Here is a 13,815-nt window from a genome sequence, read left to right as displayed (position 1 = left end):
AAAATTCCCTCAACAACGTGAGCGGAACTTACGCCGACATTTTTTCTCTATGATGACATCGCAACGCCAGCAGGACCCATTGTAAGGTGACTGCGGCCTGATTAGACTGCGCCGAATTCCGTACGCACAGCCCTTTGTAAGGACTCATATGATCAAGAAATGCTTGTTCCCAGCAGCCGGTTACGGCACTCGCTTCTTGCCAGCGACCAAGGCCATGCCCAAAGAGATGCTGCCGGTGGTGAACAAGCCACTGATTCAGTACGGCGTCGAAGAGGCACTGGATGCCGGCCTGAACGAAATCTCCATCGTGACCGGTCGTGGTAAGCGCGCACTGGAAGACCACTTTGACATCAGCTACGAGCTGGAAAACCAGATCAAGGGCACCGACAAGGAAAAATACCTGGTCGGTATCCGCAAACTGCTCGACGAGTGCTCGTTCTCCTACACCCGTCAGACTCAGATGAAAGGCCTTGGCCACGCCATCCTCACCGGTCGTCCACTGATCGGCGACGAGCCGTTCGCCGTGGTACTGGCGGACGACCTGTGTGTGAACCTGGAAGGCGACGGTGTGCTGACCCAGATGGTCAAGCTCTACCAGAAATACCGTTGCACCATCGTTGCAGTGATGGAAGTGAACCCGACCGAAACCAACAAGTACGGCGTTATCGCCGGTGACGACATTGGCGATGGCCTGATCCGCGTACGTGACATGGTTGAAAAACCAGCACCGGAAGACGCGCCTTCGAACCTGGCGATCATCGGTCGTTACATCCTGACCCCGGATATCTTCAAACTGATCGAAGAAACCGAGCCAGGCAAAGGCGGCGAGATCCAGATCACCGACGCCCTGCTCAAGCAAGCCAAAGACGGCTGCGTGATTGCCTACAAGTTCAAGGGCCAGCGTTTCGACTGCGGCGGCGCTGAAGGCTACATCGAAGCGACCAACTTCTGCTACGAGCACTTCTACAAGACTGGCAAGGCTTACTGATTCACGGTAAACGTCGCCTGCTCTGAAAAAGCCACCTTCGGGTGGCTTTTTCGTTTTTCAGCCCCATCTAAGTCGGTATGCTGATGTCCTGCCGAGGAGAGTGAAATGGCCTACGATTTTGACCTGTATGTAATTGGCGCCGGTTCCGGCGGTGTTCGCGCGGCGCGCTTTGCCGCAGGCTTTGGCGCCAAAGTGGCAGTGGCGGAAAGCCGCTACCTGGGTGGCACCTGCGTGAACGTCGGCTGTGTGCCGAAAAAGCTGCTGGTGTACGGCGCACATTTTGCCGAAGATTTCGAACAGGCCAGCGGGTTTGGCTGGTCTCTGGGCGAAGCGAACTTTGATTGGGCGACCCTGATCGCCAACAAGGATCGTGAGATCAACCGTCTCAATGGGATCTACCGCAACCTGCTGGTGAACAGCGGCGTAACCCTGCATGAAGGGCATGCGCGCCTGGTTGATCCGCACCAAGTCGAGATCAACGGCGAACGTTTCACCGCCAAGCACATTCTGATCGCTACCGGCGGCTGGCCGCAGATTCCGGAGATTCCGGGACGTGAACACGCCATTGGCTCCAATGAAGCGTTCTTCCTCAAGGCGTTGCCCAAGCGCGTGCTGGTCGTCGGTGGGGGTTACATTGCCGTCGAGTTCGCGGGGATCTTCCATGGCCTGGGTGCCCAGACAACCCTGCTGTATCGCGGCGACCTGTTCCTGCGCGGCTTCGACGGTGCGGTGCGCACGCACCTGAAGGAAGAGTTGACCAAGCGCGGCCTGGACCTGCAGTTCAATGCCGATATCGAACGCATCGACAAGCAGGCCGACGGCAGCCTCAAGGCGACGTTGAAAGACGGCCGCGTGCTGGAAGCCGACTGTGTGTTCTACGCCACCGGGCGTCGCCCGATGCTGGACAATCTGGGGCTGGAGAACACTGGCGTCAAACTCGACAAGCGCGGCTTCGTTGAGGTGGATGACCAATACCAGACCGCCGAGGCATCGATCCTGGCCATTGGCGACGTGATCGGTCGTGTGCAACTGACACCGGTTGCCCTGGCCGAAGGCATGGCTGTGGCGCGTCGTCTGTTCAAGCCTGAGCAGTATCGCCCGGTGGATTACGCGATGATTCCGACGGCGGTGTTCAGCCTGCCGAACATCGGCACCGTAGGCCTGACCGAAGAAGAAGCGAAAGAGCAGGGCCATAAGGTACAGATCTTTGAAAGCCGTTTCCGGCCAATGAAGCTGACCCTGACCGAGTGCCAGGAAAAGACCCTGATGAAGCTGGTCGTCGACGCCGACACCGACAAAGTGCTGGGTTGCCACATGGTCGGCCCGGACGCGGGTGAGATCGTGCAAGGCCTGGCGATCGCGCTCAAGGCAGGCGCGACCAAGCGGCATTTCGATGAAACCATCGGCGTGCACCCTACGGCGGCGGAAGAGTTCGTCACCCTGCGCACGCCTGTGGCGGGCTGATCAGGCGTTGGGGGTTGCCTCTGGCGCCGCCGCAACGGTGGCTGCCAGGCGCAACGCCTCGATACTTGCCTGGGCCTTGATCAGCTCAAGCTCCAAGGTCTTGTTGGTGTGCTGGTGTTCGGTCAGCGCTTCCTGGCGTGACTGGCTCTCCAGCACTGCCACCCGCAGGCGTTCCTGAAGCAGGGTGCGTTCGTTATCAATCAGGCTGACCTGTTCACTTAGCTTGAGCTGTTGGGCCTGATCCTTGCGGGATTGCTCCTGCAGCGCCGTCAATTCCTTCGCCGTCACCCGATGCTCGATCAGCAGTCGCTCATTGTCGCGATGCAGTTGGGTGATTTCATCCTGACGCACCATGGCGCTCTGCTGTGCCTGGCGCAGCTCGGCCTGTACCTGCTGCAATTGGCCTTCGTGGCGGCGCTGTTCCTGTTCGCGCTGTTCCTTGATCGCATTGCGGTAATGCTCCAGGGCGTCGCGCGCATGCAGGTGCTTTTCTTCCAGCGAACGAATCTGTTCGTCCTTGTCGTTGATCCGTAACTCGTAATCACTGCACGCCTGGTTAAGCCCGGCGTTACGGGTTTGTTCGGTCTGCAGGCTGGTAGTGGCGGTTTGCAGGGCGGCGCTTTCTTCTGCCAGGGCTGCGGCCTGGATATCGAGTTGTTGCTGGAGTTGGCTTTGGGCGGCTTCCAGCGCCTCTACTTGGGCGAGCAGGGCGGTCTTTTGTTGCTCGAACTGTGCCAAGGCCAAGTCGATTGGCTCCTGGGCTTTCTCTTTCAGGCGTTGAGCCAGTCGCGCCACCAGCTCGCCAAGCTCGTCGTCGATCGGTGCTTCGGTGATGGTGACTCGGGTTTCGCTCTCATCCAACTCCTTCAAATAGCGATGAATCGTGGTTTTCGAGCCCGTGTTGCCCATCTCGATGCGTACAGCGTCGATGCTGGGGTTCTCGCCGCGGGCGAGGATCGCCAGGCGTGCCGTTTGAACTACTGCTTTATTAATGCCGCCGCGAGCCATGGGGTCTCCGTCGATTTCGTAGTGTGGTACATGGTATGTATATACGTACTATATCACGGATAAAAAGCCGTTGAAATTCATAAATTAACAGATGGGATATTGGCGTATTATCCCGTGTCATGCGCATTTAACCGGCAAATACACCTGCCAGCAGTACATAAAGGCCTCCCATGAGCGATCTGGATCGTTACCTCAACGCCGCCACCCGCGATAACACCCGCCGCAGTTATCGCGCGGCCATCGAGCACTTCGAAGTGAGTTGGGGCGGGTTCCTGCCGGCGACCAGCGATAGCGTGGCGCGCTATCTAGTCGCTCATGCGGGGGTATTGGCAGTGAATACCTTAAAGTTGCGGCTCTCGGCCCTGGCGCAGTGGCATACAAGCCAGGGCTTTCCCGACCCGACTAAAGCGCCGGTGGTGCGCAAGGTCTTAAAGGGCATCCGCGCCGTGCACCCGGCGCAGGAGAAGCAAGCCGAGCCTTTGCAGCTCAAGCATCTGGAGCAGGTGGTGGCGTCTCTTGAGGTTGAGGCGACAGCGGCAACGCAGGCGCAGGATCAGCCCCGATTGCTGCGCGCCAAGCGCGACACGGCGCTGATCCTGCTGGGTTTCTGGCGCGGCTTCCGTAGCGATGAGCTGTGCCGCCTCGACATCGAACATGTGCAGGCGACGCCCGGCGCCGGGATCAGCCTGTATCTGCCGCGCAGCAAAAGCGACCGCGACAACCTCGGCAAGACCTACCACACCCCGGCATTGTTGCGGTTGTGTCCGGTGCAGGCCTACAGCGAATGGCTCAGCGCCTCGGCCCTGGTACGCGGCCCGGTGTTTCGCGGCATCGATCGCTGGGGCAACCTGGGGGAGGAGGGCTTGCACCCCAACAGTGTGATCCCGCTGCTGCGCCAGGCGCTGGAGCGCGCCGGCATCCCTGCCGAGCAATACACCAGCCACTCGTTGCGCCGTGGCTTTGCGACTTGGGCGCATCGCAGTGGCTGGGATTTGAAGTCGTTGATGAGTTACGTCGGCTGGAGCGACATGAAATCCGCCATGCGCTATGTTGAATCCACGCCCTTTATTGGCATGACCTTGGCGACCCAGCCGCTGCTTTGAGATTTCTTCTATTAATACAGTCACCTGATAGGGAAAACCAATCGTCAGCATCAGGTTTGCCAATGAGCCATCCGCCGAGAGAGTGGGTAGGATTCACTTCATCAACTTCTTCACCCCTTTTACAAACCTGACGGAGAGTCAACGATGCCTATCATCAACAGCCAAGTAAAACCGTTCAAAGCGACCGCCTACAAAAACGGCAACTTCGTAGATGTGTCCGACGCCGACCTGAAAGGCAAGTGGTCCGTTGTGTTCTTCTACCCAGCCGACTTCACCTTCGTTTGCCCAACCGAGCTGGAAGACCTGGCTGACAACTACGCCGAATTCCAGAAGCTGGGCGTCGAAATCTACAGCGTGTCCACCGACACTCACTTTGCCCACGCTGCCTGGCACAACACTTCGCCAGCCATCGGCAAAATCCAGTACACCATGATCGGCGACCCAACCCTGACCATCTCCCGCAACTTCGACGTACTGATCGAAGAAGCTGGCCTGGCAGACCGCGGTACTTTCGTGATCAACCCAGAAGGTCAGATCAAGATCGTTGAGCTGAACGACGGCGGTGTTGGCCGTGACGCTTCCGAGCTGCTGCGCAAAATCAAGGCTGCCCAGTACGTCGCTGCCCACCCAGGCGAAGTGTGCCCAGCCAAGTGGAAAGAAGGCGAAGCCACCCTGGCTCCGTCCCTGGACCTGGTCGGCAAGATCTAAGTCTGTGAAGTCTCAAGGGCGGGAATCCGCACTTAAGTAAGCTGCATCCGCCCTCAAAACGCCCGGGCGAGATTCGCTCGGGCGTTTTTTTGTCTGCAATAAACCGAATGAACAGGAAATCGCCCGTATGTTGGACGCCAATCTTAAAGCTCAGTTGAAGTCATACCTGGAACGGGTCACCCAGCCGATCGAGATCGTCGCCTCCCTCGACGACGGCGCGAAATCCCAGGAAATGCTTGCCCTTTTGCAGGATGTTGTCAGCCTCACTACTCTGATTACCCTGAAAACCGATGGTGATGATGCGCGCAAGCCTTCGTTCTCCATCAACCGCCCGGGTGCCGATATCAGCCTGCGTTTTGCCGGCATCCCCATGGGCCATGAATTCACTTCGCTGGTGTTGGCCCTGCTGCAAGTCGGTGGCCACCCGTCGAAGGCCAGTGTCGAAGTGATTGAACAGATCCGCGCCCTTAAAGGCGAGTTCAGCTTCGAGACGTACTTCTCGCTGTCCTGCCAGAACTGCCCGGACGTGGTCCAGGCGCTGAACCTGATGGCCGTGCTCAACCCGAACATCCGCCACGTCGCCATCGACGGCGCGCTGTTCCAGGCAGAAGTCGACGAACGCCAGATCATGGCAGTGCCCAGCGTTTACCTGAACGGTGTGAACTTCGGCCAGGGCCGCATGGGCCTGGAAGAAATCCTCGCCAAGCTCGACACCAGCGGCATTGAAAAAGCCGCCGAAAAAATCAGCGCCAAAGACGCCTTTGATGTGCTCGTCGTCGGCGGTGGCCCAGCCGGTTCGGCGGCGGCGATCTACGCCGCACGTAAAGGTATTCGTACCGGCGTCGCTGCCGAGCGCTTTGGTGGTCAAGTGCTGGACACCATGTCCATCGAGAACTTCATCTCGGTACAGGAAACCGAAGGCCCGAAACTGGCCAGCGCCCTGGAAGCCCACGTACGCCAGTACGACGTGGACATCATGAACCTGCAGCGCGCCAGTAGCCTGATCCCGGCGAAAAACGCCGGTGACCTGCACGAAATTCGTTTCGAAAGCGGTGCGACCCTCAAGTCCAAAACCGTGATCCTCGCCACCGGTGCCCGCTGGCGCGAAATGGGGGTGCCGGGTGAGCAGGAATACAAAGCCAAGGGCGTGTGCTTCTGCCCGCACTGCGACGGTCCGTTGTTCAAGGGCAAGCGTGTGGCGGTGATCGGCGGCGGTAACTCCGGCGTTGAAGCGGCCATCGACCTGGCCGGTATCGTCAGCCACGTCACCTTGCTTGAGTTCGACAGTAAATTGCGCGCCGACGCCGTGTTGCAGCGCAAGCTCTACAGCCTGCCGAACGTTGACGTGATCACCAGCGCGCTGACCAGTGAAGTCAAAGGTGATGGCCAGAAAGTTACCGGCCTGGCCTACAAGGATCGCGACAGCGGCGAGTTCAAGACCATCGACCTGGAAGGGATCTTTGTGCAGATCGGTTTGCTGCCCAACACCGACTGGCTCAAAGGCACCGTGGAACTGACCCCTCGTGGCGAGATCATTGTCGATGCGCGTGGCGAAACGTCACTGCCCGGTGTGTTCGCTGCCGGTGACGTAACAACGGTGCCGTACAAGCAGATCGTGATTGCGGTGGGCGAGGGCGCCAAGGCTTCCTTGAGTGCGTTCGACCATTTGATCCGCACCTCTGCTCCGGCGTAATACCGAGCCCGGAAATGAAAAACCCCATGAGCGATCATGGGGTTTTTTCGTTACAGCGGTGCGGGCTGGATAATCTCGACCCAGTAGGCATCCGGGTCCTTGATGAACGCCAGGCTCTTCATGCGGCCATCGCTCAGGCGCTTCTGGAAATCGCAGCCCAGGGCTTCGAAACGTTCACAGGCCGCGACAATATCCGGCACCGAGATGCAGATATGGCCAAAGCCACGTGGGTCGGTATTGCCGTTGTGGTAGGCGAAGTCGGCGTCGTTTTCGGTGCCGTGGTTGTGGGTCAGTTCCAGGATGCCCGGGATCGACTTCATCCACTGGGTGCGCTCGGCGGCGTCGGCCGGGATCTGGGATTTGTCCACCAGGGCCAGGAAATACAGGCTGAATTCGGCTTCCGGGAAGTCACGCTTTTCAACCAGGGAAAAGCCCAGGACGCGCGTGTAGAAGTCCAGCGACTTAGTGATGTCCTTGACCCGCAGCATGGTGTGGTTGAACACGAAGTTGGCGGTGGCGGTGTCAGGTTGGGCAGTGACGCCCGGGAAAGTGTTCAGTTCGTGCAGGCTCATGGGCCCTCCAGAAAAAATGGGGCAAACGCGGCTCTAAGACGTGAGCGGTTCCTTGGCTTGCGGCTGGCATCCGTGCAGCCGGGCCATGATACGCAAGGCGCGCCCCCGGCGCCAAATGAAAAAGCCCACGCAGGCCTTGCGACCCATGGGCCTGGGGCTCAAACTTTGGCGCTTGAACCTTGGGTGTTTTTTGTCATGATCGAACGTCGTAAACCGCTGTTGAGTGCTGTGTGTTTGCTGTTGGCCAGCCCCTTCGTCATGGCCGCCGACCCTGAAATTCATTGGCCCAGCGGCTGGCAAGTCGAAGAAGTCGTGGCGGATGGAGAAGCGCCAGCCACACCACGGCCCGTGTCTCGGCAGCGCGCGATCAAGAATGATGAAAATGGCGCGACCTTGATGGTCATCGAACTGACCGGCACGCCCATTGAGCCGGGCCATAAGGTTAATCTCCCAGGTGTATTGCTGGAGATGCGCAAGTCCATCCAGAAAGATTTTGCCCAGGGGGGGTATCAAAGTGTGTGCAGCAAGATGCACCCTACAACCTTGAGTCGCCTTGAAGCACTGGAAACTACTTGTGTGATTACCGAAAACGGCCGTCACGTGCTTTCACAAACATTGGTGGGTGCGGTCGATACCGATAACGCCTATGTTTTTTCATACGCCGGTCAGGCGCAAGCGTACGACGCCAGCAAGGACGAAGTCAGTTCGGTGCGCGATAGCCTGAAACTTTAAGTATGTAATACCCGTGGGTTCTGAACATGATGAAACGTTATTTAAGTTCGGTTTCGAACCATTGAAATGAAAAAGAAATGAAAAAGCCCCGCCTAGGCGGGGCTCTTTGTTAGTGCAGTGCAATCAGCCGCGAAGCCAGGAGTCTACAGTGGCGGCGCCGTACTGTTCTTTCCAGGCCTTGAGGCCGCGATGGTTGCCACCTTTGGTTTCGATCAGTTCACCGGTGTGCGGGTTCTGGTAAACCTTGACCACGCGAGCGCGGCGCTGTTTTGGTGCGGCAACGGCAGCAGCACTGGACTTGCCCGGGTTTGGATCAAGAATGGAAATGATGTCGCGCAGGCCTTTGCCATAGGTCTTCATCAGGGCTTGAAGCTTTTCTTCGAATTCGATTTCTTTCTTCAGGCCGGCGTCGTTCTTCAGGGATTCCAGCTGGGCAAGCTGTTCTTGAAGGGCTTTTTCTGCTGCGCGAAATTCGGCGAGTCTGGACAAAATCTGTACTCCAATAGTGTATTTGGCTGATATCAACTGCAGACAAAGCTATAAGCCAAGCGCTTTAAGGCGACCCAAGAAAGAAGTCGTCCCGCGAATTCTGCACAGGCAGGAAAAATTGTAGTAGTTAATCCGCTACGAGTAAATCATGTCTTTTGTCTAAATAAGATTATTTCAACACCGGTAGTGCAGGGCTATTCAATGGCCGACCAGGGATTTAATAAATTCATTGCAGGGTAATGGCTTCCCGAACAGGTAGCCCTGCAGGAAATCCACGCCTTGGGCCGCCAGGTATTCACACTGTTCAGCGGTTTCCACACCTTCGGCGACGATACCCAAGTCGAGCTTCCCGGACAGTTCTATGATGCTGTCAAGAATATGCCCTGATAGTGCATCTGCGCCGATCATGGCGACAAAACTCTGGTCGATCTTCAAATAGTCCACATTGAAATTACGCAAGTAACCGAGGCTGGAATGCCCGGTGCCGAAGTCATCAATGGCAATCATCACGCCCAGTTGATGCAACGCATCGAACAGGCGACGGGTGATGTCGGTGGGTTCGATCAGCTCGCGTTCGGTCAACTCCAGCACCAGTGTCACCTCGCCTACAGGAAAGGCGGCGAGGAACTCACGACAGTCATCCACCAGTGCCAAGTCCTGGCAGTGGCGCGCGGTGATGTTCACGCCGATATGGAATCCAGGGCGGAACCGCGCCGCGTGGGGCGCCAGTTGTGCAGCGGTCTGACGCAATAGGGCGCGAGTCATGGGGACGATCAGGCCCGAATGTTCGGCCAGCGGGATAAACAGGTCGGGGCGTACCAGGCCTTCTTTAGGGTGTTGCCAGCGCATCAATACTTCGCAACCGGCCCACTCACGGGTATCACCGCGTACGACTGGTTGGAAATACGGAATGAATTCATGGGCACCCAACGCCCGTTGCAGTTCATGGGTCGGCGCCGAAGAGCGCTTTTGCAGCCAATGGGCCAACACGCCCGCCAGCACGCCAAAGAACACCACCAGGCTGAACAGTGCCGGGTATCGGGCCTGCATATACCGCCAAACTTCGCCGGCCGGCATGCCCGCGTCGACACTGTAGTGAAACCGCTCGGACGCCAGGCGATGATGGGCCACGGCGAATACGGGCACCTGCGTGTCGTGCACCTTTCCATCCGCCCCCAGCCAATTCGGGCCAACCTGCAGCACCAGGTCGGCGTAACGGCTGATCAGGCGCAGCGCGTTGGTCAGGTGGTAACCATCAATCGAAGCAAAGGCGGCCTTGTCGCCGTCGACCAGCCGGTAGACCAGCAGTGCCGTGTCCGGCGTCACCGGGTTGCCATTCATCAGCCATAAGCGGCCATCCACATAGTCGTCCGGGTTGACCGGCGACGCATAGGTGCCGCCGAACAGCGAACTGCAGTAGATATTTTTTTGCCAGGACAAAGTGGTCGCCCGCACGAACGGCCGGCGCGTGACCTGTTCGCGCAGCGCCAACTGCGCAGCGTCATCACAGGGTCGTCCCGCCAATGGCAGCAAGGCCTGGGCGGCGAGGGCGGTGTTGTCGAGCATCAGGTCGAATTGGCGCACGGCTTCCTGCGCCGTCTGGGCGGTGCTTTGTTGCAGGGTGCGTTCGGCTTGCCAATGCAGAATGACCACCCCGAGTGCAATCGGCAGCAGCGCACTGAGCGCGGTGATCACGTTGCGAGTGGCGCGTTTTCGCGGGCCGTTGACGGTGAGGGGCATGAAGTGAACGGCCTGTTGCAGGATCAGATTCAATTGATGATAGAGGTCCAGGCCAAAATAAGCTCGCGGTACCTAGCGTTTAGCCAGTAGCTGCCACTACCACGCCAAAGCTTGGGCAATGCGAATGAAGGCGAGAGCCGCAGGGGACGCGTGCCGCCGATCCAGCACGGCCAGGCCCACCCGGCGCGGCACACGCGGTGACAGCGCGCGCTGTACATAGCGTTGATCGCGCCAAATTGGCAACGATGACTGCGCCACCACGCTCACGGCATCGCCGCGACCCACGGTTTCCAGGGTGCTTAGCAACTGCGAGCAGCGAAAACGCACGTTAGGGGTCAGCCGCGCCTCGTTGAACAGACGCAGCACCAATTCAGACGAGCCGGCCTCAGTCAGCGCAAAGGGGTCGTTGCACAATTCCTTGAGGCTGACCTGCTCGCGGGCCGCCAGCTTATGGTCGGCTGGCAGCAGCGCTACCATCTGGTCCTCGAACAGCGCGAAGGTGTCGAAACGTTCCTGTTCCAGCACCACAAAGCCGATATCAATCCGGCGTTCGTCGAGCCATTGCATGACTTGCCTGTCCGGCCCTTCGTCCACATGCACTTCGATGCCGGGATACTCCAGGCGAAACCGGTTGAGGATCTTCGGCAGCAGGTAGGTTGAGGATGTCGGTCCGAAGGAGCCGATGCGCAACGTCCCGCGTTTCATGCCCCGAGCGTCCGCGGCCTCTTGTTGCAGTGTATTGGCCAACCCCAGCATCGCGCGGGCGCGTCCCAGCAATTGCGCGCCGATATCACTGAGTTCCACCTGGGCCTGGTGCCGCCTGAACAATGCCACGCCCAGTTCCTCCTCCAGCCCCTTGATCGCATGGGACACCGCCGATTGGCTGATGCCCAGGCGGTGGGCGGCGCTGGTAAAACCTTGCAGCTCGGCCACCAGGGAGAATATTTCAAGTTGAGTCAGGGTCATGAGTGAAAGCTCATTTTACGATGACTCTGTATTACCAGAACAATGGGCTAACCCTCAAGCCATTAGAGCCACCGCCCGTGTATTCAACCTCGGATCGCATCACTTACTTCAAGTTGGCCGCCGTCACCATGATCTGGGGCGGTACCTTCGTCGCCGGTCGCTACCTGAGTGAGGCGGTTGACCCTCTGCTGGCGGCCAGCCTGCGCTTTTGCCTGGCCAGCCTGGCATTGTTGGTGTTCATGGGGGGCGCACGTATTCCCTTGGCGCGCCCAAACCCGCGGCAGGCCGCACAATTGCTGGTGCTGGGTTTTTTCGGCATCTTTTTCTACAACCTGTGTTTCTTCTACGGGTTGCAGTACACCAACGCGTCACGGGCGTCATTGATCGTGGCCCTGAACCCAGCGGTGATTGGCTTGGCGTCCTGGTGGTTATTCAAGGAGCGCCTGAATAGCATCAAGGTCATCGGCATTGCCTTATGCCTGGCGGGCGCCGCCGTCGTCATCATCAGCCGCAACCCGCAGTTGCTGGGCGAAGGGGCCGGCAACTGGCGGGGCGATCTGCTGATCTTTGGTTGCGTGGTGGGGTGGGGCATCTACTCGTTGTTTTCCCGCGAACTGAACCAGAGCCTCGGGCCGCTGCAGACGGTCACCTGGTCAATCCTGTTGGGCACCCTGATGCTCACCGTGACCTCGCTGATCACGGGCCGTTTTAGTGTGGAGGCCATTGGCCAACTGCATTTTTCGCAGGTCATGAGCCTGTTGTACCTGGGTGTGCTGGGGTCGGCGCTGGCCTATATCGGCTACTACGATGGCATCCGACGTATCGGCGCGACCCGCTCCGGGGTATTCATCGCGCTTAACCCACTCACGGCCGTGATCTTTGGCGCCTTGCTGCTGAGCGAACAGTTGACCGCGCCAATGCTGATCGGCGGTGCGGTGATCCTGCTGGGCATCTACCTGTGCAACAAACCCCTTGCGCAGGCCAAGGCAATGGGGATTTGATAAGAGTACGGACAAACACTGTTACGCTGTGTAGAATCGATTTACGCATACAAGAATATGGACTTGCGCTCACGCAAGCCTAAGCCGTCAGAGACCGATGACACCATGAAGCTACTCGGCTCCCCCCTCATCTTTGGTGACTTCCTCGCCCGCAGCGTGCGAGGCCTCTCCTGTGCGCCGCCTGTGCACCTCATCCTTGCTGGCAATTGAATCCGTCACTACAAGAATGATGAGGCGCCAAATCATGGCAGATCTATACGAAAACCCAATGGGCCTGATGGGCTTTGAATTTATCGAATTCGCGTCGCCGACGCCGGGCACCCTGGAGCCGATCTTCGAGATCATGGGCTTCTCCAAGGTCGCGACCCACCGCTCCAAGAATGTGCACCTGTACCGCCAGGGCGAGATCAACCTGATCCTTAACAACGAGCCCAACAGCATCGCCTCCTACTTTGCGGCCGAGCACGGCCCGTCGGTGTGCGGCATGGCCTTCCGCGTCAAGGATTCGCAAAAAGCCTACAACCGCGCGCTCGAGCTCGGCGCCCAGCCGATCCACATCGAAACCGGCCCGATGGAACTGAACCTGCCGGCGATCAAGGGCATCGGCGGTGCGCCGCTGTACCTGATCGACCGTTTCGGCGAAGGCAGCTCGATCTACGACATCGACTTCGTCTACCTCGAAGGCGTGGAGCGCAACCCGCAAGGCGCAGGCCTGAAGGTCATCGACCACCTGACCCACAACGTCTATCGCGGGCGCATGGCCTACTGGGCCAACTTCTACGAGAAGCTGTTCAACTTCCGTGAAGCGCGCTATTTCGATATCAAGGGCGAGTACACCGGCCTGACCTCCAAGGCCATGAGTGCGCCGGACGGCATGATCCGCATCCCGCTGAACGAAGAGTCGTCCAAGGGCGCCGGGCAGATCGAAGAGTTCCTGATGCAGTTCAACGGTGAAGGTATCCAGCACGTGGCCTTCCTCTCTGACGACCTGGTCAAGACCTGGGACGCGTTGAAGAAGATTGGCATGCGCTTCATGACCGCACCGCCGGACACCTACTACGAAATGCTTGAAGGCCGCTTACCGAACCACGGCGAGCCGGTGGATCAACTGCAAGCGCGCGGCATCCTGCTGGATGGCTCGTCCGTTGCGGGCGACAAGCGCCTGCTGCTGCAGATCTTCTCGGAAACCCTGATGGGCCCGGTGTTCTTCGAGTTCATCCAGCGCAAAGGTGACGATGGCTTTGGCGAAGGCAACTTCAAGGCGCTGTTCGAGTCCATCGAGCGCGACCAGGTGCGTCGTGGTGTATTGGCCACCGACTAAGCAAGCGTAAAAAAGCCCGGCCGAGAGATG

General features: G+C 58.7%; 13 protein-coding genes. 8 read left to right on the top strand and 5 right to left on the bottom strand.

From position 1 onward, the window contains the following. Window positions 1-148 precede the first annotated feature (148 nt). Both galU and gorA read left to right on the top strand, forming a co-directional pair. A complete protein-coding gene (gene galU, locus BM403_RS20950) occupies window positions 149-988 on the top strand; it encodes a UTP--glucose-1-phosphate uridylyltransferase GalU (protein ID WP_003173830.1) in 840 nt (279 codons plus the stop codon). Window positions 989-1,093: 105 nt separating this feature from the next. Beyond that, complete coding sequence (gorA, locus tag BM403_RS20945) at window positions 1,094-2,452, top strand: glutathione-disulfide reductase (protein WP_012724167.1); 1,359 nt, start codon at window positions 1,094-1,096, stop codon at window positions 2,450-2,452. Here the strand turns inward: gorA and BM403_RS20940 are convergent, their stop codons facing one another. Then, the gene (locus BM403_RS20940) at window positions 2,453-3,460 is read right to left on the bottom strand and encodes a DNA-binding protein (RefSeq protein WP_093544550.1); all 1,008 of its coding nucleotides are present in this window, start codon (window positions 3,458-3,460) and stop codon (window positions 2,453-2,455) included. Between the two features lie 170 nt (window positions 3,461-3,630). On the opposite strand from BM403_RS20940, the gene BM403_RS20935 reads away from it, so the two are divergent. From BM403_RS20935 to ahpF, 3 genes are all read left to right on the top strand, one after another. Continuing rightward, complete coding sequence (locus tag BM403_RS20935; protein WP_012724169.1) at window positions 3,631-4,563, top strand: site-specific integrase; 933 nt, start codon at window positions 3,631-3,633, stop codon at window positions 4,561-4,563. Between the two features lie 144 nt (window positions 4,564-4,707). Continuing rightward, entirely contained in the window at window positions 4,708-5,271 is a 564-nt protein-coding gene (ahpC, locus tag BM403_RS20930) for an alkyl hydroperoxide reductase subunit C (RefSeq protein ID WP_010210361.1), read from the top strand. Between the two features lie 127 nt (window positions 5,272-5,398). Continuing rightward, a complete protein-coding gene (gene ahpF / locus BM403_RS20925; RefSeq protein WP_012724170.1) occupies window positions 5,399-6,964 on the top strand; it encodes an alkyl hydroperoxide reductase subunit F in 1,566 nt (521 codons plus the stop codon). A gap of 50 nt (window positions 6,965-7,014) precedes the next feature. Here the strand turns inward: ahpF and gloA are convergent, their stop codons facing one another. Further along, window positions 7,015-7,536: a lactoylglutathione lyase gene (gene gloA / locus BM403_RS20920; RefSeq protein ID WP_012724171.1), complete on the bottom strand. Its 522-nt coding sequence runs from the start codon at window positions 7,534-7,536 to the stop codon at window positions 7,015-7,017. A gap of 195 nt (window positions 7,537-7,731) precedes the next feature. Here gloA and BM403_RS20915 point away from each other — a divergent pair, with 195 nt between their 5' ends. Beyond that, window positions 7,732-8,268 carry a DUF4946 domain-containing protein gene (locus BM403_RS20915; protein WP_012724172.1) on the top strand — a complete coding sequence of 179 codons (537 nt, stop codon included), beginning with the start codon at window positions 7,732-7,734 and terminating at the stop codon, window positions 8,266-8,268. Window positions 8,269-8,391: 123 nt separating this feature from the next. On the opposite strand, the gene BM403_RS20910 is transcribed toward BM403_RS20915, so the two are convergent. From BM403_RS20910 to BM403_RS20900, 3 genes are all read right to left on the bottom strand, one after another. Then, complete coding sequence (locus BM403_RS20910) at window positions 8,392-8,757, bottom strand: histone-like nucleoid-structuring protein, MvaT/MvaU family (RefSeq protein WP_012724173.1); 366 nt, start codon at window positions 8,755-8,757, stop codon at window positions 8,392-8,394. 198 nt (window positions 8,758-8,955) lie between these two features. Further along, complete coding sequence (locus BM403_RS20905) at window positions 8,956-10,497, bottom strand: EAL domain-containing protein (RefSeq protein ID WP_093544670.1); 1,542 nt, start codon at window positions 10,495-10,497, stop codon at window positions 8,956-8,958. Between the two features lie 96 nt (window positions 10,498-10,593). Further along, on the bottom strand, window positions 10,594-11,463 hold the full coding sequence (locus tag BM403_RS20900; RefSeq protein ID WP_012724175.1) for a LysR family transcriptional regulator: 870 nt from the start codon (window positions 11,461-11,463) through the stop codon (window positions 10,594-10,596). Between the two features lie 77 nt (window positions 11,464-11,540). Here BM403_RS20900 and BM403_RS20895 point away from each other — a divergent pair, with 77 nt between their 5' ends. Together BM403_RS20895 and hppD are read left to right on the top strand one after the other, a co-directional pair. Further along, window positions 11,541-12,464 carry a DMT family transporter gene (locus tag BM403_RS20895; protein WP_093544547.1) on the top strand — a complete coding sequence of 308 codons (924 nt, stop codon included), beginning with the start codon at window positions 11,541-11,543 and terminating at the stop codon, window positions 12,462-12,464. A gap of 244 nt (window positions 12,465-12,708) precedes the next feature. Then, window positions 12,709-13,785 carry a 4-hydroxyphenylpyruvate dioxygenase gene (gene hppD / locus BM403_RS20890; RefSeq protein ID WP_012724177.1) on the top strand — a complete coding sequence of 359 codons (1,077 nt, stop codon included), beginning with the start codon at window positions 12,709-12,711 and terminating at the stop codon, window positions 13,783-13,785. Window positions 13,786-13,815: the final 30 nt, after the last annotated feature.

This window comes from Pseudomonas sp. OV546 (assembly GCF_900116845.1).
GTDB lineage: Bacteria > Pseudomonadota > Gammaproteobacteria > Pseudomonadales > Pseudomonadaceae > Aquipseudomonas > Aquipseudomonas petroselini.
Note: the sequence above shows the minus strand (reverse complement) of the source record. Positions and strands in the feature narration are given on the sequence as shown.

Coding starts and splice junctions, on each gene's coding strand:
- galU (WP_003173830.1), top strand. CDS start 149: ATGATCAAGAAATGCTTGTTCCCAGCAGCCGGTTACGGCACTCGCTTC.
- gorA (WP_012724167.1), top strand. CDS start 1,094: ATGGCCTACGATTTTGACCTGTATGTAATTGGCGCCGGTTCCGGCGGT.
- BM403_RS20940 (WP_093544550.1), bottom strand. CDS start 3,460: ATGGCTCGCGGCGGCATTAATAAAGCAGTAGTTCAAACGGCACGCCTG.
- BM403_RS20935 (WP_012724169.1), top strand. CDS start 3,631: ATGAGCGATCTGGATCGTTACCTCAACGCCGCCACCCGCGATAACACC.
- ahpC (WP_010210361.1), top strand. CDS start 4,708: ATGCCTATCATCAACAGCCAAGTAAAACCGTTCAAAGCGACCGCCTAC.
- ahpF (WP_012724170.1), top strand. CDS start 5,399: ATGTTGGACGCCAATCTTAAAGCTCAGTTGAAGTCATACCTGGAACGG.
- gloA (WP_012724171.1), bottom strand. CDS start 7,536: ATGAGCCTGCACGAACTGAACACTTTCCCGGGCGTCACTGCCCAACCT.
- BM403_RS20915 (WP_012724172.1), top strand. CDS start 7,732: ATGATCGAACGTCGTAAACCGCTGTTGAGTGCTGTGTGTTTGCTGTTG.
- BM403_RS20905 (WP_093544670.1), bottom strand. CDS start 10,497: ATGCCCCTCACCGTCAACGGCCCGCGAAAACGCGCCACTCGCAACGTG.
- BM403_RS20900 (WP_012724175.1), bottom strand. CDS start 11,463: ATGACCCTGACTCAACTTGAAATATTCTCCCTGGTGGCCGAGCTGCAA.
- hppD (WP_012724177.1), top strand. CDS start 12,709: ATGGCAGATCTATACGAAAACCCAATGGGCCTGATGGGCTTTGAATTT.